This is a genomic window from Haloarcula sp. CBA1131 (assembly GCF_008728975.1).
Lineage (GTDB): Archaea > Halobacteriota > Halobacteria > Halobacteriales > Haloarculaceae > Haloarcula > Haloarcula hispanica.
On the sequence record NZ_RPCY01000001.1, the window covers coordinates 2,931,487 to 2,951,650 of the forward strand.

The window sequence follows — 20,164 nt, forward strand, 5'->3', positions numbered from 1 at the left end:
GTGAGAGGGCCTTTGTACGCCCACCGCCCAGACCTGGTATGGACGAATACGCACGCGACACCAAGGTCGAGTGGCGCGAGTGGGGCACAGCCCCGTTCGAGGACGCCGCCGAGTCGGGGAAACCGGTGCTGCTGGCGCTGACGGTTCCGTGGAGCGCCGAGTGCCGGGCGATGGACCGAGGCACGTATGGCGAGCCCCGCATCGCGGCCAACATCAACGACGGGTTCGTCCCGGTCCGCGTTGACGCCGACCGGAACCCACGCGTCCGGGAGCGGTACACGATGGGTGGATTCCCGTCGACGGTGTTCCTGACTCCTGAGGGCGAGGTCATCACCGGCGCGACGTTCCTCGGGCCGGACGGGTTCCGCGGTATTCTGGACTCCGTCCGGGAGTCGTGGGACGCCCAGGGCGCGGCGGCGGGCTCGATTCCCCGGCAGCTACAGGACGAATCGCCGCCGGCTGGCGAACTCCGGCCGCGCATCGAGGAACACATGGTCGAACAGTTGCTTGGCGCGTTCGACGACGAGTTCGGCGGCTGGGGAACCGACGTGAAGTTCCCGCTGCCGCGGACCGTCGAGTTCGCTCTCGTCCGGGCGCGAGACCAGGCCACCCGAACACTCGAAGCGATTCGCACGCACCTGCTCGATACCTACGACGGCGGCTTCTTCCGATACTCGACGGAGCGCAACTGGGGGAACCCACGGCGCGAGAAACTGCTGGACGAGAACGCCGCCCTAGTCCGGGCGTTCGCTCACGGCTACCGGTACACCGGGACTGAGGCGTACCGGGACGCCGCCCAGCGGACCGTCGACTACCTCACGACGACGCTGTGGGCCGACGACGCGTTCGCCGCGAGCCAAGCCGGGTCGGACGAGTACTACCGACTGGAACCGACTGAACGCGAGGGAACGGTGTCGCCAAACGTCGACGAGACGGTGTTCGCCGACCGCAACGGGCTCGCCATCGATGCCCTGCTGTGGGTCGCTGCCTACACTGACGACGAGCGCGCCCAGCAGTACGCCAGTCGCGCCCGGGACGCTGTCTGTGAGTCGCTGGTCGACGGCGGCGAAGTCGCCCACTACGACGGCGCGGACAGCGATACCGGTCTGCTGCTTGACCAGGCCCAGCTCCTCCAGGGCCTGACGACGAGCTGGCAGGTCCTCGGTGAGCCGGGGCCGGCCAGAGCTGTCGCCGACTGGACCATCGAGAACCGTCAACAGGACGGCGGCGCGTTCCGCGACGGTCCCGCCAGCGGGGCGGGGCTCTGTAACCGCTCGCTCCATCCGCTCGACGCGACAGTGGAACTGGCTGACGCCCTTGTCGACCTCGCGGCACTCACCGGCGAGGACCGATACCGCAACGCGGCGCTTTCAGCCGTCGAGTCCTTCGCCGGCGCAGCAGAACGGATGGGCGTCGAGGTGGCCGGCTACGCCGGCGTCGCGGCCCGCCTCCAGCAACCCCAGACGCTCACCGTCGGGGCCGAAGCGGGAACGGACCTCCACCGCGCGGCACTTCGGCTGGCCGACCACGAGACCACCGTCGTCCCGGAGCCGGACGGCGACGGCACGGCGCGACTCCTCGACGGGGACGCTATCGTCGCCGAGGGGACGACGCCGACCGACCTCGAAGCCTCGATAACTGGCGAACGCTGACACGAACAACGGCAGCAAACGTGGACAAACGGTAAACCCCCGACAAGTTTTTGCACACGTACCCTGATGTATGGGTATGTCCAGTCTCAGAGATCTCGGCCTCTCCGAGTACGAAGCTAGAGCATACCGGTCGCTACTGGAAACGGGACCGACAACGGCCAAGGAACTATCGCGGGCCAGCGACGTCCCGATGGGCCGCATCTACGACGTGCTCAACAGCCTCGAAACGTACAATCTCGTCCGCAGCCAGACCGCCAGCCGACCCAAGAAATACGTCGCCGTCGAGCCGGACACCGCCCTCGACCGCCTGCTCGAAGACAAGAAGCGCGAACTCCAAGAGAAGGTCGGCCAGTACGAGGAAATCGTCGACGACCTCTCGTCACAACTGGAGTCGGCAGACCCCGTCGAGGAGCCGTTCTGGACGGCCGCCGTTGGCCCCAACGACTCGCTTGACCTGTTGCTCGAACGGCTGGCTGCCGCCGACGACGAGATCATCATGGTCGGCTCGGCACCCGCTCGACAGGTCGATATCCTCTCCGGCACCGAGCGGATCGTCGATGAACTCGAGGCGGCGCTGGAACGAGGCGTCGAGGTGTCCCTGCTCGTCCGACCGGATCTGTTCGAGAGCCTTCCCGAGGAGGCCAACCGCGAGTACTACGAGCGCCTCTTCCACTACGACAACTACAGCGCCCGCGCTAGCCCGAACATCAGGACCACGTTCGAGCTACTCGACGGCGTCGAGGTCTGTATCGAGGTCCCACACCCCCTCGGCCGCGAGGAAACCTTCGGTGTCATCGACATGAAGGACTCCGATTTCACTGCCGATATCAGCCAGGCCTTTGAAGAACACTGGGCCGAAGCGAAGCCGGTCGGCCCGCCGTAGCTGGGTCAGCAGAGAGTTAGAAACAGCGTCACAGACAGCGACCGCAATCTCGCGAGTCGCTACGCCTACGGCTTCGCCGTTCGTAACCGAGACGTGTTGCGTCTCGCGCTCCTCGCTCAACGTCCTGATGACTTCGCTGTGCTCAAAAACTACCGCTGTCTCGCGGGTCGCTATGCTCCCCGCTCCGACGTTCCGAGTACTTCGCTGCGCTCAGTCCTCGCTGTCCTCGCTAACTTCCTGCCGCAGATCGCCCAACTGCGCCACACGCTCGGCGTGGGCGTTGTGCTGGTGAATGGACTCGTCGTTGGACTGTTTCATCGTCACGACGGCGTCGTCCGGCAGGTCCGGGAACGTCTCGACGACGCCCTCGGCAAGCGCGCGAACGCAGTCCTCGACGAACTTGGCGTCCTTGTGGGCCTCGTAGGTCATGTGGTCCTCGTCGGGCCGCTTTGCGAGGTTGTAGATGCGGGCGCTCATCGAGTCGCGGGCGACTTCGATGAGTTCGTTCAGGTCGACTTCGGGCGCGCCGTCGCTCTGGACTGTGAGCGTGGCGTGGCCGCGCTGTGAGTGGCCGGCCTGGGGAATTGTTTCGAGGAACTCCTCGATGACGTCGTCGTCGACGTCGAGTTGCTGGAGCGTCTCGCGGGCACGGGAGGCTGACATCCCCTGGGAGCACGGACAGACAGTCATCCCGGTGACGCGAGCGCCGATCTCCTCGCTCGTCCCGTCTTCGGTCGCCGTCGCCGAGGCGATGATATCGGCGGTCGACTGCGTCGGCATCCCGGAGGCCGGCGTGGACTCGTGGGTGACGTACTCCGCTTCCATCCGGACCTCCGCCTTCGTCGTGTAGTCGTGTTTCTCCAGCAGAAGTTCGGCGGCGTCGCCACAGACATCCTCGACCCGATAGGCTTCCTCGGACACGGCGGTTTCCAGCGTCTCGTCGATGACCTCCATATTGCGGGACATATCGGCCCCCTTGCGCCAAGACGGCAGATCCACGAACACTTCGAACTCCGCCATGAGTACGATGGGGTCGCGGTCACGACGCCCCAGTTTGACGAGTTTCTCGACGCCCGTCACACCGACGCGATTGAGACCGACCGTTACGTCCGGACTCGACGCCTGCACGTCCGGGAGTTGCTGACTCATTGCCCTTCCTATGGAAGAGAATCGGTTAGTGCTTTCGAAAGGGTGGGCGGGTCGCCGTGAGCATCGCCACCGTAGAAACGACCCGCTCCGAACCGGGTCAGAGCTGTGTGTTGTCCGGCATCGATTCGCCCGTCTCGAAGTCCCGGAACAGCAACTCGAAGTCAGTGGCGTCGAAGGAATCGGTGATATCGTCAAGCTCCGCCCGGACCTCCGCGAGTTCGGCCTTCAGTTCGGAGAACTCCTCGCTCTCATCGAGGACGGCCTGTGGTTTCGACGATTCCAGTGCCGCGTATTTCGCCGTGAGCGAGTAGCACTCACGCAGGCGTTCCTCGTAATCGGCGTACAGGAGCAACTGTTCGATTGTCCCGAAGAGGTCCTCCTTCGACACCGGTTTGAGGACGTAGTCATCGAAAGGCATCTCGATGATGTCGAAGTCGGGGTCTACCGCGGTCACCATGGCTACGCGCGTATCGTAGCGTTTCTCACGGATCGCCGACAGCACCTCGTCGCCGGAAAGGTCCGGCATCCGCCGATCCAACAAGACAACGTCGACTGCGGAATCAAGCTTCGAAAGGGCGGCCTCACCGCTGTATACCGTCTCGACTGTGTACCGGTCCCGCAACTGTTCCGCGTACACGTCGGCCACGGCTGGTTCGTCGTCAACGACGAGGATTGTCGCTTGCCGACCCATTGTCATTAGCTAGCATGTTTAGAACAGAATTGCAAAAGGATTCCGGCTGTCCCAACTGGCTGCCTTATTATCCAGGCCCTACTGGCCGACGATATCGTCGTACCGCGCTCCGGTCTGTTTGAGCGTCGCCGTCGAGTAGAGCCGGTCGTGTTCGTAGGGGAGGTGTTCGGTGGCGAGTTCGTTTATCTTCTGGTCGACCACGCTCGCTTCGCGCCCGTGAATCATGGTAAAGAGGTTGTACTGCCAGTCCTGCTCCGGGCGGCGTGGCCGGTGATAACAGAGCGTGACGTAGGGGAGTTCCCCGACTGCCTGTCCCCGCTCGTCGAGGGCGTCGTCCGGCACGTTCCAGACGACCATACAGTTGTTGTCGAACCCGGTAACGATGTGGTTCACGACACAGCCGATGCGCTTGATACAGCCGGTCCGCTGGAGTTGCTTGATAGCCGAGAGTACTTCGGACACGTCGGCATCGACAGCGTCCGCCACGTCCCGGTAGGGCGTCGCGACGAGCGGGAACCCACTCTGGATTTCGAGCAATAATCGCCGGTCCAGTTCTGAGAGGTCGACGGCGGCGTCCTCGCTTATTCGCGTTGCACTGGCGTCAGTTGTCTCCAGACTCTCCCGGGCGAACCGGTCCCCATTGACGACCGGGAACTCCAGATCGATGTAGTAGTCTGTCAGCATCGGCAGGACGAGCACCGAGCAGCCGGTTTGCTCCTCGATCTCGGCCAGAATCTCGTCGCGTCGCTTTCGGGACCCTGCAGTGACGACGAACCACATGTTCCACTCGTGGTCGCGAGCGTAGTTGTGGTTCACCTGCCGGTACTCGTTGATTATTTCGGCGACCTCGTCGAACCGATCCTCCGGGGCACTGACAGCAGCAAGCGTCGAAGAGCCGATGACCGGCGGGTTCAGAACCGGGCCGAAGCGGCGGAAGATGCCGTCATCACGGAGCGTTTTGACCCGGTCAAGTGCTGTCCCTGCTGAGACCCCCAGCGCTTCACCGACAGCCTCGAAGGGACGTTCCTGAATCGGGAAGTCACTCTGGAACTCGTCGATGAGCGCAGCGTCTACCTCATCGATCTGCTCGCGCCACTCGCCCGACTGGAGACTCATTGTATTCGGTTAGGAGTGTAGTCGTGTATCCCTTTCGGGACCGCAGCCAGTTCCCGCAAATTGAGAACGAAACGCAGGGGCTTTTGAACTCTGGCCCGAACACGTTTCCATGGCGCAAGCGACCCGGGAGTACGGCGAATGGCCGCTCAAACGACTCATGACGGAAGTCGTCGGCTCCGGTCACAAATCGGCCGACGATATGTCCCGCACGCAGGCCCGGGAGGCGTTCCGACGCATCCTCGGCGACGAACCCGACCACACGACGCTCGGCGCGTTCTGGCTCGCCAACCGCTGGAAGCGCAACACCCCAGAGGAACTGGCTGCCTATGTCGACGTGATGTCCGAGGAATCGGTCGAGACAGCCGCTCCGGACGCCGACCCGGTCGACTGCGGGGCCAACTACGACGGCAAAGGTCGGTCCGCGATTCTTGGCGTCGCCGCGGGCGTCGTCGCCGCCGCCGCGGGCACGCCCGTTGTCGTTCACTCCGGCGACCGCGTCCCCACGCAGAAACAGGACGCCTACAAGCACGTTCTGGACGAACTGGGCGTCCGAACGGAGATCGAACCGAGCGAAAGCGCCGATATGGTCGACGAGGTCGGCTTCGGCTTCTACTACCAGCCGGCGTTCAATCCCGGCATCGACGCCCTGTTCGAGCGCCGCGACAACATGGGCGTCCGGACCTTCGTCAACACCGTCGAGACGCTCGCGAACCCGGCCAACGCCAGCGTACATCTCGGCAGCTTCTACCATCTGGCCTTCGCGAAGAAGATGGTCCGAACGCTCGCACGATCTGAAACCAGCAGCGTCGAGCGTGCCCTGTTCTTCCAGGGAATGGAAGGCTACGACGACGTTCGCCCCGGCGAGACGGTCGTGGCCGAATGGCCCGTCACCGGCGAGGAGTCCGACGACGAGGACATCGCGGACTTCGAAATCCGTACCGGCGAGTACGGAATGGACATCGAAAGCGAGGACCTGCAGGTCGACGACATAGCCGAAGAGTCGGCGGCGATAACCGAGGCCGTGCTGGCCGGCGAGCGCGAGGACGGCTTCGCCGACGCTGTCGCGCTCAACGCCGCCCTCCGCATTTACGCCCGCGAGGACGCCAACAGTATTCAGGACGGCCTCGAACAGGCCCGTGAAGCGATTGCCGACGGCAGCGCAGCGGAGATACTCGACGACCTCCGGGCCTTCTAATCCGGCGACGGGGTACGGAGCGGAACCCACTTCTACCGAGCGGGCGAAGTGATTCTAATGGGACAACACGCCAGCGCTCGCGACAGCACTGCGTGGACAGTACCCGCATCAGAAACACCCGGCGTCCACGAGCTGGTCGACACCAACGGTATCAGGCTCCACACCGTGACCGCTGGGCCGCCGGACGGCGACCTCGTCGTCTTGTTGCACGGCTTTCCGGAGTTCTGGTACGCATGGAAACACCAGATCCCGGCGCTCGCCGACGCCGGCTACCGCGTGGTCGCGCCGGACCTCCGGGGGTACAATCACTCCGACAAGCCCAACGGCGTCGCGGCGTATCACATCGACGAGCTGGTCGCCGACGTCGCGGGTCTCGTTTCGGCGTTCGACCGCGAACAGGCCCACATTGTTGGGCACGACTGGGGCGGCGTCATCGCCTGGCAGACCGCCATCGACCGTCCCGATATCGTCGACCAGCTAGCGGTCCTGAATGCACCCCACCCGTCGGCGTACGAGCGAGAGCTCCGCCGCTCGTTCGACCAGGTTCTGCGGTCCTGGTACGTGCTGTTCTTTCAGCTTCCCGTCCTTCCCGAGGCCAGCCTCCGCTGGAAGGATTGCACCGTGCTGGAGCGCATCCTCGCTGACGGGCCGACCCGCCCCGACGCCTTCACCGATACCGACGTGACGCGGTACAAGCGGGCGCTCGGGCAGCCGGGCGCGCGCACGGCCGCAGTCAACTACTACCGGGCACTCGGCCGACGGAACGCAAAGCTGACGCTCACAGCAGGCGGCATCGGCGACCAGCCGGTGACAGCGTCGACGCTCCTTATCTGGGGTGTTCAGGACGACGCGCTCTCGCTCGCCCTGACTGAGGACCTCGACGAGTGGGTCCCGGACTGTCGAGTCAAGCGGCTCCCGGCGGCGAGCCACTGGGTTCAGTTCGACGCCCCCGAGCAGGTGTCGAAGCTGCTACTGTCACACCTGCCGTAGCCCGGAATAGCGAACAGCCGACACTCCCGCTCGCGTGGCGACGTGTCGGGCTCCCGCGACCCGCCACGCGACGGCTACTCAGATCATGGCGGCGATGGCCTCGTATCGGTACTTGAACTCTCGGTCAGTGGGCAAGCTTTTCTGCCGGGCTTCCCTCCGATTGAGTATGAGTGACCTGACTGCGACCCTCCACACGACAGAGGGCGAGATCGAAGTTGAACTGTACGACGAGCGCGTACCGACCACCGTTGAGAACTTCGTCGGCCTGGCCGAGGGTGCCGACGACTACGACGGGACCGAAGTCGGTCCGGGGACCGGTGCGTGGGAAGACCCCGAATCCGGCGAGAAGCGCATCGACCCACTGTACACCGACATCGACATCCACCGCATCATCGAGGACTTCATGATCCAGATGGGCGACCCGACCGGCACCGGCCGCGGCGGCCCTGGTTACTCCTTCGACGACGAGTTCCACGACGAACTCAGTCACGACGGCCCGGGCGTCCTCAGCATGGCCAACAGCGGCCCGAACACCAACGGCTCGCAGTTCTTCATCACGCTCGACGCCCAGCCCCACCTCGACGGCAAACACGCCGTCTTCGGGAAAGTCATCGACGGGATGGAGGTCGTCGAATCCATCGGCAGCGTCGACACCGACCGCAACGACGCGCCGACCGAGGAGATGCTGCTCGAATCCGTCGAGATTCACCGGTAACCACACAACGTTTTCGTTGTTCCGAGCGAGCAACCGATAGTGGCACACGTCGAGCGACTCACCGTCTACCCCGTCAAGGCACTGGACGGCATGGACTGCGACTCTGTATCGATCCGCCCGGGCGGGACGCTGGCGCACGACCGCGAGTTCGCCATGTTCGACGCCGACGGCGACGTGGTCAACGGGAAGCGGACCGACCGCGTCCACGACATCGACACCAGCTACGACACCGGAACGGGAACGCTGTCGGTCACCACTGACGGCGATAGCGTGTCGTTCGAACTCCGGGATGCGGATGACCGCGCCCGAGCAGCCGAATGGCTCAGCGCGTTTTTCGACGTGGACCTGACCGTCGAGCGCGACGAGACGCTCGGATACGTCGACCGGCGGGAGATGGGCCCGTCGGTCATCAGCACTGCGACGCTTGAGACCGTGGCATCGTGGTTCGACGACGTGACCGTCGAAGGGCTGCGACGGCGGCTCCGCGCGAACGTCGAAATCGGCGGCGTTCCGGCGTTCTGGGAGGACCGCTTCGTCGGTACGGACGCTCCTGCCTTCCGGGCCGGCGGCGTCCGCTTCGAAGGGGTGACACCTTGCGGTCGCTGTGTCGTCCCCCAGCGGGACCCTGACACCGGTAGGGAAACCCCGGAGTTCCGGGAGCGGTTCATCGAACGCCGGCGAGAGACGTTTCCGGAGTGGGCTGACCGGGACGCCTTCGATCACTTCTACACCCTGATGCTCATCGCCCGCGTTCCCGAGGGCGACCGCGGTGCGGACCTCGCCGTCGGGGACCTCGTCGAGGTCGTGTCGACGGATGAGACGTAGCGGGCGAACGCGGCCGAGACCGACAATCGAAAGGCGGTCCGCCTCGAACGGGGCGTAATGGCAGACGCGGACGACCACGTCGACCCGAGCGAGTTCGGCGAACAGGACGGTCCCCCGGTCGAGGAGAAGCCCTACAAGATCATCTTCGAGGCCAACAAGTGCTTCGGCGCGGGCAAGTGCGCCGAGAAGTCGCGCAACTGGACGCTCGACCTCGACACCGGCATCGCCAAGCCCGAGACTTACTTCATCGACGAGGAGGACCTCGATCACAATGTCGCGGCCGCGGAGGCCTGCCCGGCGAAGAAAGACCGGGGCATCATCCACGTCATCGACCGGCGAACGAACGAAGAGATCGCCCCAGACCCGAACGGCGACGGGTCACTCTCCGTCGACTGGTAGCGCAGTTTCTGATAGCGACAGCCGTTACTGCCACCTATCAGTCCACGGCGGTATCCTGTGCGCGCGGTCAGCGACACCGAGAACTCGGTTCTGCGGGGGTGAATCTCCGCCCCCAGAAATCAGCCACCACAGGATATATCATGTAAGATTACTATAGATAATAAACTGAATTTCTTGATGCAAGCAGTTTAATATTTCAAGCTACTGTATGACATAACTTCTATTTATGGGGGGCAATTTGGGTATCAATATGCCACGTTCAAGTAGCATGGAGCGTCGATCGTTTCTGAAAGCGACGGGCAGTGCTGCGGCCGCCGCAGCACTGGCAGGATGTTCAAGTGATAGTGATAGTGACGGAACTGAGGACGAGGCGGGGACCGGAGACGGTATGGACTCGACGGACAGCAGTGGGGGCGATGTCGGGACCGACCTGAAAGAGGACGGTGACCTCTGGCGAGTCAATACGGGGACGATGACGACGATGGACCCGATTGAGGCGACCGACACCCAGTCGGGGATCGTCATCCAGCAGATGTTCGATCCGCTGATGAACTATCCCGACGCGCAGCCCGCTGTAGAGGGACTTATGGCTGCGGATTACGAGGTATCCGACGACTTCACGACCTATACGTTCCAGTTGAAGGACGCGACGTTCCACAACGGGGACACCGTAACCGCCAGTGACTTCGTCTACGCGTTCGAGCGGCTGACTGCATCTGACAACTCCAGTCGTGCCTACTTCGTTCTGGACTCGCTGGGCGTCACACACGAAACGACGACCGAGACGGTCGACGGCGAAGAACAGGAAGTGTACGAGCCCGGGACACTCGGCGTCACGGCCGTTGACGAAACGACGCTCGAAATCCAGCTAGACGCGCCGTTCGCCTCCACGCTGGAGATGCTCGCGTACTCCTCCTTCTCACCGGTTCCCGAGGGCATGGTCGGCGACATCGAAGGGTACGACGGCGAGATGACTCAGGCCGAGTTCTCCAGTTCGAACCCTGTCGGGAACGGCCCCTTCGAGTTCGATACGTGGGACTCCGGAACTGAGGCCAGAGTCGGCGCGTACGACGACTATTATGGCGAAAGCCCAAGCATCGACGGCGTCCACTTTTCGGTCATCGAGAGCGACTCGGCCAATTACAACTACGCGATGAACCGCAATGCCGACATCTTCGAGTTGCCCACGGCGCAGTACGACCCCGGGAAGGTATCTGTCGAGGAAGAAGACGACCAAGGCCGTCAGATCGGGACCTACGGCGAGTTGCGTAACGGCGCGACGGCCAACTACTCCGGTGTGTCGACCATCGGTGTGTTCTACCTCGGATTTAACATGGCCAACGTGCCAAAGCCGGTCCGTCAGGCGGTCGCGTACGCGATGAACCAGCACACCGTTGTCGAGCAGGTCTTCAAGCAGCGCGGCGAGCCCGCGTACAATTTCACGCCGAAGTCGATCTTCCCCGGCGGTGCCCAGAACTACAACGACCGCGCCGAAAACGAGTACCCGTACGGCTACGACGACAGCCAGCTCGGGGAGGCCCGCTCGGTGATGGAGGAGGCCGGCTACGGCGAAAACGAGCGTGTCGCCGTCGAGCTGACAATCTACGAGTCCGGTGTCTGGAGCGAAACGGCAAGCATCCTCCGGGACCAGCTTCAGAGCGTCTACATCGACCTCGAAGTCAATCAGGCGCCGTTCAACACGCTGCTCGAACGTGGCCGCAACGGCGAGCTAGAGATGTACTCGCTTGGCTGGGTCGCCGACTGGCCCGCCCCGGACAACTTCCTCCAGCTGCTGAACCCGCCACAGACCGATACGAGCCTCGACTTCCCGATTTCCTACGTCAACTGGCAGCCGGAGAACGGCGACGCCGCACAGCAGGCAGAGGAGGCATACCAGTCGCTCAGCGACAACCCGGCACCGACAGAAGAAGCTCAGGCCGCCCGGAACGAAGCGTACATCAAACTGGAGAACGCGAACTGGGAAGACGTCGCAATGCTGCCGGTGTATCACGAACTGAGGGAGCTGTTCTGGTACGACCACGTCGACTTTACCCCGCCGGCTGGGATGGGGCCGAGCCGCCAGAAGATGAACACTGTGTCTCTCGGAGAGAGAGAGTAGTCCCGCTCCCGCTAGCGTTTCGTTTCCGTCATACCCGGTGACGGTACCAAGTTCGCAGCCCTCAAAGATTATGAACTCACAAATACCCGTACAACCGAGACAAGACAAGCCATGAGCCGCTTCACATACCTGTTCAAGCGTGTGGCTCTGTCAATCCCCGTTATCATTTTCGGGACGACAGTAACGTTTGCAATCATCCGGCTGGGGCCGCTTAGCCCCGCGGCAGCGATCCTCGGACCGCAAGGCGATGCGCGTGCGATTCGACAGATCGAGCAACGATTGGGATTGAACGAGCCCCTCTGGGAGCAGTACTTCGATTTCATGGGTAATCTGTTCCTGTTTGATCTGGGCCAATCGTGGGTCGTCAACTCCGGAACGCCGGCCATCGACCTCATCATCAGCTATGCCCCACGGACGATCTGGCTCGGGTTCTGGGCGGTCCTGATCGCCCTCGGAATCGGAATTCCACTCGGCTTCTACGCCGGCCTGAATCCCAATACGTTCTCTGACTACTTCGCCTCCTTCGGTGGAATTGTCTGGCGAGCGATGCCGAACTTCTGGCTTGCGGTGATTCTGGTTACGGTGCTTTCACAGACAGAGCAGCTGTTCGGGTTCAGCTGGACCAGCTTCATCGTGGAGACCAATGTCGTGACCTCTCCGAACCTCGCCGTGCTCAGGAGCCCGACGAGATTGATAACTGATCCCGGGCAGGCATGGACCAATCTGGCGAAAGCGACAAAACAGATACTGCCGCCCGCACTGGTGCTCGGGTCCGCGTCGATGGGCACAGAGATGCGTATCGGCCGAACCGCCGTCCTTGAGACAATCAACTCGAAGTACGTCGAAACGGCCAAGGCCAAAGGCGTCTCACCGCGAGTGCTGGTGTGGAAGCACATCTTCCGGAACGCCCTGATTCCGCTCGTGCCGGTCATCACTGCGGAAGCGTTCATCCTGATCGGCGGATCAGTGCTCGTCGAGACTGTCTTCTCTATCAACGGTATCGGCCTGCTGTTCGTCAAGGCGGCAAAGCAGGGTGACCTCCCGCTTGTCGGGACGCTGATGTACCTGTTCATCCTCCTTATTGTCGGCCTGAATATCGTACAGGACTTCGCGTACACGATTATCGACCCGCGTGTGGGGTACGACGGATGATGGAAACAGAACTCACCGATGACATCGATCAGCCGTTGAAGGACCGACTCAGGGCACACCCCAGACCGGCACTACTGTGGGGAGCAGGACTCTGTATCCTGTTGCTGCTTGAAGGACCGACATACCTCGATGGGCTGCTTGGCGCGATAGGCGCCGGACTCGGGTTGCTCCCGGGAGCACCCGGCGCCGAGGCGTTCGCCAGTGCGTCAGCCTTCTTCAGCGAACTGCCGCATCTGTTGAGCCGGGAACTGGTACCCAACCGAGGGTATTACGACGGGAGCGCCTGGAAGGGGACCTTCCTCGGCCTTGAGCCGAAATACGCGTGGCTCATCCGCTTCCTGCTTGTGTATGCATACGTTGCAGCGTTGCTAGGCTGGCTGTGGTACGGCTACGTCCTTTTCCGTCGGCACTACCGCGCTGCTGACTGGACGCCGACTGACGACGTCATCGACCGACTCCGAAGCCACTACTGGGGCCTGTTCGGGCTCACTGTCGTCGTCTTCTTCGTCACGATGGCCGCGTTCGCGCCCGTTGTCGGCCCAACCACGGCCGAAGAGAATATCGAGGGACCGTACTCCCACGATATGAAGTACTACGACGAGGACACGGAGACGGTCGAAACAATTACCATCGGTGAAGCGAACCTCGGTTCCGCTTCCCGCGGTAGCGGGGACAGCAACGTCGGAGTCTGGAGTTACGACGACTTCGGGCGGTTCCACCCTGTCGGAACGCTCGTCAGCGGCAAGGACCTGTTCACCTTCCTCGCGTTCGGCGCACGGGTGTCACTGTTCATCGGGCTCGGGTCGATGGCGATTGCGGGCTTTATCGCAACGACGCTGGCATTAGTTACCGCCTACTACAAGGGGGTGACTGACCTCATCGTGGTGCTGACCAGCGACTCCGTCCAGGCAATGCCAGCATTGCTGCTGGTGATTCTTGCGACGGTGGTGTTCAGGAACCACTGGATAGCAGAGCTATACAGCGGGGCCATGCTGTTCATCCTCCTGTTCGCGTTGATACGCTGGCCGGGGCTGTGGCGAGCGGTCCGTGGCCCTGCACTACAGGTCGGTGAACAGGAGTGGGTCGACGCGGCAAAGAGTTACGGCCAGCGACCCACTGTGATTATGCGGAAACATATGGCACCGTATATCCTCGGTTATCTCCTGGTTTACGCCTCCCTGACGCTCGGTGGCGTGATTATTTCCGTCTCTGCACTCTCGTTCCTCGGACTCGGGATCACCGCCCCGACTCCTGAGTGGGGGCGGGCGATCAACATCGGACAACAGTACATCGCCAGTCAGTCCTGGCACATCTCGCTCATCCCGGGTATCCTGATTACGCTGGTTGTCACCGGCTTCAACGCATTCAGCGACGGGATTCGTGACGCTATCGACCCACAGAGCGAGGGTGCCGAAGGCGGTGCGACTGGCGCGGCCGCCGGAGGTGGTGGCGGATGAGCCACACCGACGACGGCGAGCCGCTGCTGGCCGTTGACAACCTCCGAACCGTGTTCCACAGCGACCGAGAGGAGATCCGCGCTGTCGACGGCGTTTCGTTCGACATCGAGCGCGGCGAGACGCTCGGTATCGTCGGCGAATCCGGCTCTGGCAAGAGCGTCACCGCACGCTCGATAATGGGACTGGTCGACAGTCCGGGCGAAATCCGCGAGGAGTCGTCTATCCGATTAGACGGGAGAGAGCTGACGACGCTTTCCGAAAAGCAGTATCGGTCAGTTCGTGGCGGGGACATCGCGATGGTGTTTCAGGACCCGCTGAGCTCGCTCAACCCGGTGTACACTGTCGGGAACCAGATCATCGAGGCGCTGGAGCTCCACCGCGGTATGGAAGGCACCGAAGCCAAGTCGGAAGCCATCGAACTGCTGCGTGCAGTCGGTATCCCCGACGCGGCACGGCGTGTCGACGAGTTCCCCCACGAGTTCTCCGGCGGGATGCGCCAGCGAGCCGTCATCGCGATGGCACTAGCCTGTGACCCCGACCTGCTCATCTGTGATGAGCCGACGACAGCACTCGATGTCACCATTCAGGCCCAGATTCTGGACCTGCTACAGGAAATTCAGACGGAGCGTGACATCGGTATCATGTTCATTACGCACGACATGGGCGTCATCGCGGAGGTTGCCGACCGCGTCGCCGTGATGTACGCCGGCGAAGTCGTCGAGAAAGCACCCGTAGAGGAACTGTTCGCGAACCCACACCACCCATACACGCAGGGACTACTGCAGAGTATTCCCGGTCGGAACCCCAGTACGGATCGGCTGCCCACTATCGAAGGGGACGTGCCGACGCCACACGAATCGGCGTCGTACTGCCGGTTCGTCAGCCGATGTCCGAAGGGCTTCGACGAGTGTGAGCGGGTCCATCCCGCCCATGTGGAGGTCGGCGAATCAGCAGACCACACCGCCGCCTGTCTCCTGTATCCCGAAGATATGCCTACCGACGACACTGTGACACACCACGAAGAGAACGCAGACCAGACGGGCGCCGAGGCAAGCGAAGCGCTGTCGGCGGACGACTGGCCGGCTGAGCGCCGAAAAGCCGGTGAGGATACCGGCCCGGCCGGGTCCGAAGACAGCGATGCCCGGGCTGACGGTGGCCACGGCCACAGTGCCGGAGACACCGGCGGACAGCTGGAGGGAGGTGACACAGATGAGTGAGTCAATCGTCGATACTGTGTCACACCAGACCGGCGAGACGTTACTCGATGTGCAGGACCTGAAGACGTACTACGAAGGCGGTGGGCTGTTCGGTGGGGACCCGGTGAAAGCCGTCGACGGCGTGAACTTCGAGATCGCGCGCGGCGAGACGTTCGGGCTGGTCGGTGAATCCGGTTGTGGCAAGACGACTCTCGGTCGGACGCTCATCCAACTGGAGACGGCCACGTCCGGGACGGTCTCCTTCGATGGAACCGATATAACCGAACTCAGCGGCGGCGACCTCAAGCAGTGGCGCCGCAACGCCCAGATGGTGTTTCAGGACCCCGAATCGAGCCTCAACGACCGGATGACTGTCGGCGAGATCATCCGCGAGCCGCTGGACGTCCACGAACAGGGGACGGCCCGCGAGCGTCGGGAGAAGGTACGGACACTGCTCGACGAGGTCGGGCTCATGCCGGAGCACTACTACCGGTATCCCCACCAGTTCTCCGGCGGGCAGCGACAGCGTATCGGCATCGCTCGGGCACTCGCGCTCGAACCGGAGTTCGTCGTCCTCGACGAACCCGTGTCGGCACTCGACGTGTCCGTCCAGGCCCAGATACTCAATCTGCTGGAGGAACTTCAGGAGGAGTTCGGTCTCACGTACCTCTTCATCGCGCACGACCTGAGCGTGGTCCGGCACATCTGTGACCGCGTCGGGGTGATGTATCTCGGGAACCTCATGGAAGTCGGGCCGACGGAACAGCTGTTCCAGAACCCGGAAAACCCCTACACGCGCGCACTGCTGTCCGCAATTCCGGAACCGGATCCGACGGCTCAAGCGGACCGGATTACCCTGCCTGGCTCACCGCCGAGTCCACGGGACCCGCCGGAGGGGTGTCCCTTCGCAACGCGGTGCCCCGTCCGGATTCGGCCCGAAGACATAGACGCTAGCGACGAAGTGTGGGACCGGATTCGAGAGTTCCGTGATGTCATTCGCGAGCGGTCCCGCGCGGAACAGTCGATCGGTGAGCGGCTCAAGGAACGGCTCGGGTTCGATACCGCGTTGGCCGACGGGGATGAGATCGTCGAGGAGGAGTTCAGCGACGTGGACCTCCCGCCGGACGTGCGGGAGCACGTCGAACAGGCTGTGACGTATCTCAGTGATGGAGACCCCGACGCTGCACGGGCCTACCTCAAGGAAGCGTTCGGCAGTCGGTGTGACACCGAAACGCCGCAGTACTACGATGTCGACGACAGACGGACGAGCTTCTGTCACCGGCACGCGACGGACCACGACGCTCCCGGCGAAGAACTGCGTCGCCGTGGCTACGACACGCACGATGGATAACCTGGCGGGGAAGGTACTCGATCTGCTGTGGTACGCCCTCGGCGTCACACTCACAGCAACGCTTATCGGTGGCGTGCTCTCGCCGCTCCGTGGCGGTGGCTGGCTGACGGTGAAGTTCGTGCTGTTTTTTATCGGCTTCGCGCTGTTCGGCTACGCATCGATCACCCTGTGGCGCGCGCCGTCCCTCGATTCCGACGAGTCTGATGAGTCCGGCGTGTCGTTCGGCGTGTCAGCGCGGGAGCGGACGCCGTTCGAGTCGGTGTTGGCCCGCGTCGTGCCGCCACTCGACTCGCTCGCCCCGCCCGAAGACCGGCTCTCACCGCCGGTGAAGCTATTCGTAGCGAGTCTGTTCGTCCTCGGGCTTTCACTGAGCATGGAGGTCGTCTTCGGCGTCCAGTGACACCACCATTTACCTCCCGCGGGCGTAACGACAGGATATGGTTAAGACAGGTGGCGAAGGGACAGACGACCTCGAACGGCTTGCCGCCGGTTCGGACGACCGCAAAGCATCGTGGAAACAGACGCTGGAAGAGACACAGGCGCTGGCTGACCAGCGGCGCGCTAACGGCCGCGAGGCCGTCGTCGTCCCGGCCGGGGACGCGGGCCTGCAGACAGTCGACGACGGTGACGGACTCGAACTCGTGTTCGTTATTCCGGGTAACAAGGCCGAGGAAGTGACGCGGCTGGTCGAATCGAACCCACTCGAAGCGTACGACGTGTACCGGCGGACGGTCGGGGAGCAGGTGTTTCTGGCCGTCGAGTACTTCGATCCGGACGCCGCCTCGCTGTTCATCGCTGGCGCGTACAAACTCCAGGATGCCGGGAACACGGTTACCGCCGCGAACGACGGTGCGACGTTCCAGACGTTGCTCAGGAAACTGGACGGGACGCCGGTCGCAACGTTCGACCACGCCGACCGGACGAAGTTCCTTCCGACCGACAGGCTCCCGGTCGAGGAGTAGACGGACGTCAGAGGAGAAGTGACAGCTGAACCAGTGTGTCACGGTCGCTATCGAGTTCCGCCGACCTGACTGTGGTGGGACGCGATAGGACACCTCGCAGTCCGAGACCGAAAGGACCATTCACTAGCCCCCGCAGAGTTCAATCTGCGCGAGGGTAGCCGAGCTTGGCCAAAGGCGGTGGGCTTAAGACCCGCTCCCGTAGGGGTCCGTGGGTTCGAATCCCATCCCTCGCATTCTGTTGCGAACAATCCGTGAGCAACGAATGTCATCGTGGGATTCGAATCACGGAAATTCGAACGAAGTGAGGATGTGCATCGGGTTCGAATCCCATCCCTCACATGAATCCGCTCGAACAATGTGAGAGCGTGTGAACCGTTTTGATGGCAATTCGAACGGAGACGAACCGGACACGACGCGTTTTTGCACGTCTGTGGCCTATACCGGCGTAATGACTGATGTGCCAGATGACGTTGCCGAAGCGTTCGACCGACACGATGCGCTCGTCTCGGCTGGGGATAGCTACGCTGTCGAGACGACGAACTTCGACGGCCGCGTGACTGCAACTGAGGGCGAAAAGTGGCGGACGACCTACGAGGTGACGGTCAGAGCGCCGTCGCTACAGGCCGCGACAAGCGACGAGGTCGGTGACGCCGTCATCGACGGCTGGTTCGAGACACTGGAGCGGCGGCTGGAGGATGCGCCGAAAGCGACCCGAACCGCTGTCGAGCTGGACGATTACAGCGTCGTTGAGGCCGGCGAGCAGGTCGTGGTCACGTTCGAGTACACAATGGGTGGCGAACGGCAGGCCGCGGACGTCGCCAAAACCTTCGTCGAGTACGTCGAGGGGACGTACGTCGAGGGCGTCATTCCCGGCTACGACTATGTCGGCGTCGTGGCTGACCTGCTCAATTCGGCGAGTACCGGCGGGAGCGAGGGGTCTCGCGGCGGGACACCGCTGTAGCTGTACGTGTCGAGCATGGAAACAGGGTAACAGCCAGCCTCAGTCCATCGCGATGTAGGTCTGTGTCGTTTCGACGCCCTGGATTTCCTGGATATGTGTCGCTGCGACGTCCTTGACTTCGGCGGGTGTCTCCACGTTCACTTTTGCGATGAAGTCGACGTCACCGGCGACGATGTGGGCTTCGACAACGCCGTCGACGGCTTCGATATCACTTTTCAGACGATCCGCATCACCGGTGTGGGCTTTGACCATCACGTACGCAATGACCATGTTCAGGCACCTCCAAGCGCGGTCGCAGGCTCTGATTCACCGACAACGATACTACGGACGTCGGAGAGCGTCTCGAAGTCGGCCAGTATCACGACCCGGTCACCGGCCTCCAGTGTTTCGTCCGGGCCGGGAATGGCGAGCGGGGCTTCGCCTTTCCCGTGCGCCATCAGTCGGGAATTCGACGGAAGCTCCAACTCCGACAGTGAGTACCCCTCCATCGGCGATTGCTTCTGGATGGTGAACTCCACGAGCTGGAGGTTCTGTGCGATGTCGGCGACTGCGCGGATGTTCCCGCCCAGCAGCGCGTTCTTCGCGGCGATAGCGCCCAGCCGTTCGGGGTAGATGACCTCGTCGACGTCGGAGGCGTAGCGTCGGTAGATCTCCTCGCGGTAGTCCTCGTCGATGCGCATAACGGTTCGACAGCCGTGTTCCTTGGCGATCATACAGGCGACGAAGTTGTCGTTCAAGTCGCCGGTGAGCGCGCCGAGCGCGTCGGCGGCTTCGAGGTCGGCGCCACCGAGTGTCTCCTCGATAGCGCCGTCACCCGCGATCACCTCGAAGCCAGCCGTCCGCGCGCGCTCGACCGCGTTCTCATCGCGCTCGATGAGGACAACTTCGTGGCCACTCTCTTGCAGGACGCGAGCCGTCCGCAGTCCGACACGACCTGCACCCACGATAACGAATCGCATACACGCTCCTATGGGACGGGGGTGAATAAAAGTACCCACCCGGTGGAACCACCGGACGCCTTGACCACGCTATCAAACAACAAAGCCGTTGTTGTCCCCTGACGGAAGCTTTTTCGTGCTATGACACGACACACCACAATATGGTTAGCGCGTTCATTATGATCAAGACCGCTGCCGGGAAATCCGAAGAACTCCTTGCGGCAGTTCGCGACGCCGAGGGCATCACCGAAGCACACATCGTCGCCGGGCAGTACGATATCATCGCCGAAGCGACCGGGACGGAGGTGTACGATATCATGCAGTCGGTCGCAGGTCACGTCCGTGATCTCAACGGCGTCGCTGACACGCGCACGTACATCTGCTTAGAGTGAGCGAGTCACGTTGTTCCGACA

21 protein-coding genes and 1 tRNA gene are annotated in these 20,164 nt (G+C 62.7%); 17 read left to right on the plus strand and 5 right to left on the minus strand.

The genetic code is table 11. From position 1 onward, the window contains the following. The first annotated feature begins 38 nt into the window (after positions 1-38). The gene (locus Har1131_RS14930) at positions 39-1,652 is read left to right on the plus strand and encodes a DUF255 domain-containing protein (RefSeq protein ID WP_151147098.1); all 1,614 of its coding nucleotides are present in this window, start codon (positions 39-41) and stop codon (positions 1,650-1,652) included. 76 nt (positions 1,653-1,728) lie between these two features. Then, positions 1,729-2,535: a TrmB family transcriptional regulator gene (locus Har1131_RS14935; protein WP_008310877.1), complete on the plus strand. Its 807-nt coding sequence runs from the start codon at positions 1,729-1,731 to the stop codon at positions 2,533-2,535. A gap of 210 nt (positions 2,536-2,745) precedes the next feature. Here Har1131_RS14935 and mptA read toward each other — a convergent pair whose 3' ends face one another. The 3 genes from mptA to Har1131_RS14950 all read right to left on the minus strand — a co-directional run bounded on the left by mptA (position 2,746) and on the right by Har1131_RS14950 (position 5,491). Continuing rightward, complete coding sequence (gene mptA, locus Har1131_RS14940; protein ID WP_151147101.1) at positions 2,746-3,684, minus strand: GTP cyclohydrolase MptA; 939 nt, start codon at positions 3,682-3,684, stop codon at positions 2,746-2,748. A gap of 97 nt (positions 3,685-3,781) precedes the next feature. Continuing rightward, positions 3,782-4,381, minus strand: coding sequence for a response regulator (locus Har1131_RS14945; RefSeq protein ID WP_023843125.1), 600 nt, complete (start codon positions 4,379-4,381; stop codon positions 3,782-3,784). A 72-nt stretch (positions 4,382-4,453) separates the two neighbouring features. Beyond that, positions 4,454-5,491, minus strand: coding sequence for an AsnC family transcriptional regulator (locus Har1131_RS14950; protein WP_014039519.1), 1,038 nt, complete (start codon positions 5,489-5,491; stop codon positions 4,454-4,456). A gap of 109 nt (positions 5,492-5,600) precedes the next feature. Between Har1131_RS14950 and Har1131_RS14955 the strand changes: the two genes are divergently transcribed. The 14 genes from Har1131_RS14955 (at position 5,601) to Har1131_RS15020 (ending at position 18,813) form a co-directional block, all read left to right on the plus strand. After that, positions 5,601-6,686, plus strand: coding sequence for an anthranilate phosphoribosyltransferase (locus tag Har1131_RS14955; RefSeq protein ID WP_014039518.1), 1,086 nt, complete (start codon positions 5,601-5,603; stop codon positions 6,684-6,686). Positions 6,687-6,743: 57 nt separating this feature from the next. Next, positions 6,744-7,676: an alpha/beta fold hydrolase gene (locus Har1131_RS14960; protein WP_014039517.1), complete on the plus strand. Its 933-nt coding sequence runs from the start codon at positions 6,744-6,746 to the stop codon at positions 7,674-7,676. Between the two features lie 166 nt (positions 7,677-7,842). After that, positions 7,843-8,391, plus strand: a complete 549-nt coding sequence (locus Har1131_RS14965; RefSeq protein WP_014039516.1) for a peptidylprolyl isomerase — start codon at positions 7,843-7,845, stop codon at positions 8,389-8,391. 39 nt (positions 8,392-8,430) lie between these two features. Continuing rightward, complete coding sequence (locus tag Har1131_RS14970; protein WP_014039515.1) at positions 8,431-9,216, plus strand: MOSC domain-containing protein; 786 nt, start codon at positions 8,431-8,433, stop codon at positions 9,214-9,216. 57 nt (positions 9,217-9,273) lie between these two features. Next, positions 9,274-9,615: a hypothetical protein gene (locus Har1131_RS14975; protein WP_014039514.1), complete on the plus strand. Its 342-nt coding sequence runs from the start codon at positions 9,274-9,276 to the stop codon at positions 9,613-9,615. 268 nt (positions 9,616-9,883) lie between these two features. Further along, complete coding sequence (locus tag Har1131_RS14980; protein ID WP_050037545.1) at positions 9,884-11,734, plus strand: ABC transporter substrate-binding protein; 1,851 nt, start codon at positions 9,884-9,886, stop codon at positions 11,732-11,734. A 111-nt stretch (positions 11,735-11,845) separates the two neighbouring features. Next, on the plus strand, positions 11,846-12,886 hold the full coding sequence (locus tag Har1131_RS14985; protein WP_014039512.1) for an ABC transporter permease: 1,041 nt from the start codon (positions 11,846-11,848) through the stop codon (positions 12,884-12,886). Beyond that, a complete protein-coding gene (locus Har1131_RS14990; protein ID WP_151147104.1) occupies positions 12,886-14,343 on the plus strand; it encodes an ABC transporter permease in 1,458 nt (485 codons plus the stop codon). The genes Har1131_RS14985 and Har1131_RS14990 overlap by 1 nt, the downstream gene beginning before the upstream one ends. Continuing rightward, positions 14,340-15,560 (plus strand): ABC transporter ATP-binding protein, encoded by a 1,221-nt coding sequence (locus Har1131_RS14995; RefSeq protein ID WP_050037544.1) that lies wholly within the window; start codon positions 14,340-14,342, stop codon positions 15,558-15,560. Before Har1131_RS14990 ends, Har1131_RS14995 begins: the two co-directional genes overlap by 4 nt. After that, positions 15,553-16,890 (plus strand): ABC transporter ATP-binding protein, encoded by a 1,338-nt coding sequence (locus Har1131_RS15000; RefSeq protein WP_044951665.1) that lies wholly within the window; start codon positions 15,553-15,555, stop codon positions 16,888-16,890. Before Har1131_RS14995 ends, Har1131_RS15000 begins: the two co-directional genes overlap by 8 nt. Next, positions 16,883-17,290, plus strand: coding sequence for a hypothetical protein (locus Har1131_RS15005; RefSeq protein WP_014039508.1), 408 nt, complete (start codon positions 16,883-16,885; stop codon positions 17,288-17,290). The genes Har1131_RS15000 and Har1131_RS15005 overlap by 8 nt, the downstream gene beginning before the upstream one ends. A gap of 37 nt (positions 17,291-17,327) precedes the next feature. Then, on the plus strand, positions 17,328-17,852 hold the full coding sequence (locus Har1131_RS15010) for a hypothetical protein (protein WP_050037542.1): 525 nt from the start codon (positions 17,328-17,330) through the stop codon (positions 17,850-17,852). 148 nt (positions 17,853-18,000) lie between these two features. Then, positions 18,001-18,085 (plus strand) — tRNA-Leu (locus tag Har1131_RS15015). A 215-nt stretch (positions 18,086-18,300) separates the two neighbouring features. Beyond that, positions 18,301-18,813, plus strand: coding sequence for a DUF5813 family protein (locus tag Har1131_RS15020; RefSeq protein WP_151147108.1), 513 nt, complete (start codon positions 18,301-18,303; stop codon positions 18,811-18,813). Between the two features lie 39 nt (positions 18,814-18,852). Here Har1131_RS15020 and Har1131_RS15025 read toward each other — a convergent pair whose 3' ends face one another. Together Har1131_RS15025 and Har1131_RS15030 are read right to left on the minus strand one after the other, a co-directional pair. Beyond that, positions 18,853-19,083, minus strand: coding sequence for an Lrp/AsnC family transcriptional regulator (locus tag Har1131_RS15025; protein WP_014039505.1), 231 nt, complete (start codon positions 19,081-19,083; stop codon positions 18,853-18,855). A gap of 2 nt (positions 19,084-19,085) precedes the next feature. Further along, positions 19,086-19,772, minus strand: coding sequence for a TrkA family potassium uptake protein (locus Har1131_RS15030; protein ID WP_146417959.1), 687 nt, complete (start codon positions 19,770-19,772; stop codon positions 19,086-19,088). Between the two features lie 140 nt (positions 19,773-19,912). Here Har1131_RS15030 and Har1131_RS15035 point away from each other — a divergent pair, with 140 nt between their 5' ends. Then, on the plus strand, positions 19,913-20,143 hold the full coding sequence (locus tag Har1131_RS15035; RefSeq protein ID WP_008310913.1) for an Lrp/AsnC family transcriptional regulator: 231 nt from the start codon (positions 19,913-19,915) through the stop codon (positions 20,141-20,143). Positions 20,144-20,164: the final 21 nt, after the last annotated feature.

What these genes read in the sequence shown, in the direction of transcription:
- Har1131_RS14930 (WP_151147098.1), top strand. Translation starts at nt 39, where the DNA reads ATGGACGAATACGCACGCGACACCAAGGTCGAGTGGCGCGAGTGGGGC.
- Har1131_RS14935 (WP_008310877.1), top strand. Translation starts at nt 1,729, where the DNA reads ATGTCCAGTCTCAGAGATCTCGGCCTCTCCGAGTACGAAGCTAGAGCA.
- mptA (WP_151147101.1), bottom strand. Translation starts at nt 3,684, where the DNA reads ATGAGTCAGCAACTCCCGGACGTGCAGGCGTCGAGTCCGGACGTAACG.
- Har1131_RS14945 (WP_023843125.1), bottom strand. Translation starts at nt 4,381, where the DNA reads ATGACAATGGGTCGGCAAGCGACAATCCTCGTCGTTGACGACGAACCA.
- Har1131_RS14950 (WP_014039519.1), bottom strand. Translation starts at nt 5,491, where the DNA reads ATGAGTCTCCAGTCGGGCGAGTGGCGCGAGCAGATCGATGAGGTAGAC.
- Har1131_RS14955 (WP_014039518.1), top strand. Translation starts at nt 5,601, where the DNA reads ATGGCGCAAGCGACCCGGGAGTACGGCGAATGGCCGCTCAAACGACTC.
- Har1131_RS14960 (WP_014039517.1), top strand. Translation starts at nt 6,744, where the DNA reads ATGGGACAACACGCCAGCGCTCGCGACAGCACTGCGTGGACAGTACCC.
- Har1131_RS14965 (WP_014039516.1), top strand. Translation starts at nt 7,843, where the DNA reads ATGAGTGACCTGACTGCGACCCTCCACACGACAGAGGGCGAGATCGAA.
- Har1131_RS14975 (WP_014039514.1), top strand. Translation starts at nt 9,274, where the DNA reads ATGGCAGACGCGGACGACCACGTCGACCCGAGCGAGTTCGGCGAACAG.
- Har1131_RS14980 (WP_050037545.1), top strand. Translation starts at nt 9,884, where the DNA reads ATGGAGCGTCGATCGTTTCTGAAAGCGACGGGCAGTGCTGCGGCCGCC.
- Har1131_RS14985 (WP_014039512.1), top strand. Translation starts at nt 11,846, where the DNA reads ATGAGCCGCTTCACATACCTGTTCAAGCGTGTGGCTCTGTCAATCCCC.
- Har1131_RS14990 (WP_151147104.1), top strand. Translation starts at nt 12,886, where the DNA reads ATGGAAACAGAACTCACCGATGACATCGATCAGCCGTTGAAGGACCGA.
- Har1131_RS14995 (WP_050037544.1), top strand. Translation starts at nt 14,340, where the DNA reads ATGAGCCACACCGACGACGGCGAGCCGCTGCTGGCCGTTGACAACCTC.
- Har1131_RS15000 (WP_044951665.1), top strand. Translation starts at nt 15,553, where the DNA reads ATGAGTGAGTCAATCGTCGATACTGTGTCACACCAGACCGGCGAGACG.
- Har1131_RS15005 (WP_014039508.1), top strand. Translation starts at nt 16,883, where the DNA reads ATGGATAACCTGGCGGGGAAGGTACTCGATCTGCTGTGGTACGCCCTC.
- Har1131_RS15010 (WP_050037542.1), top strand. Translation starts at nt 17,328, where the DNA reads ATGGTTAAGACAGGTGGCGAAGGGACAGACGACCTCGAACGGCTTGCC.
- Har1131_RS15020 (WP_151147108.1), top strand. Translation starts at nt 18,301, where the DNA reads ATGACTGATGTGCCAGATGACGTTGCCGAAGCGTTCGACCGACACGAT.
- Har1131_RS15025 (WP_014039505.1), bottom strand. Translation starts at nt 19,083, where the DNA reads ATGGTCATTGCGTACGTGATGGTCAAAGCCCACACCGGTGATGCGGAT.
- Har1131_RS15030 (WP_146417959.1), bottom strand. Translation starts at nt 19,772, where the DNA reads ATGCGATTCGTTATCGTGGGTGCAGGTCGTGTCGGACTGCGGACGGCT.
- Har1131_RS15035 (WP_008310913.1), top strand. Translation starts at nt 19,913, where the DNA reads ATGGTTAGCGCGTTCATTATGATCAAGACCGCTGCCGGGAAATCCGAA.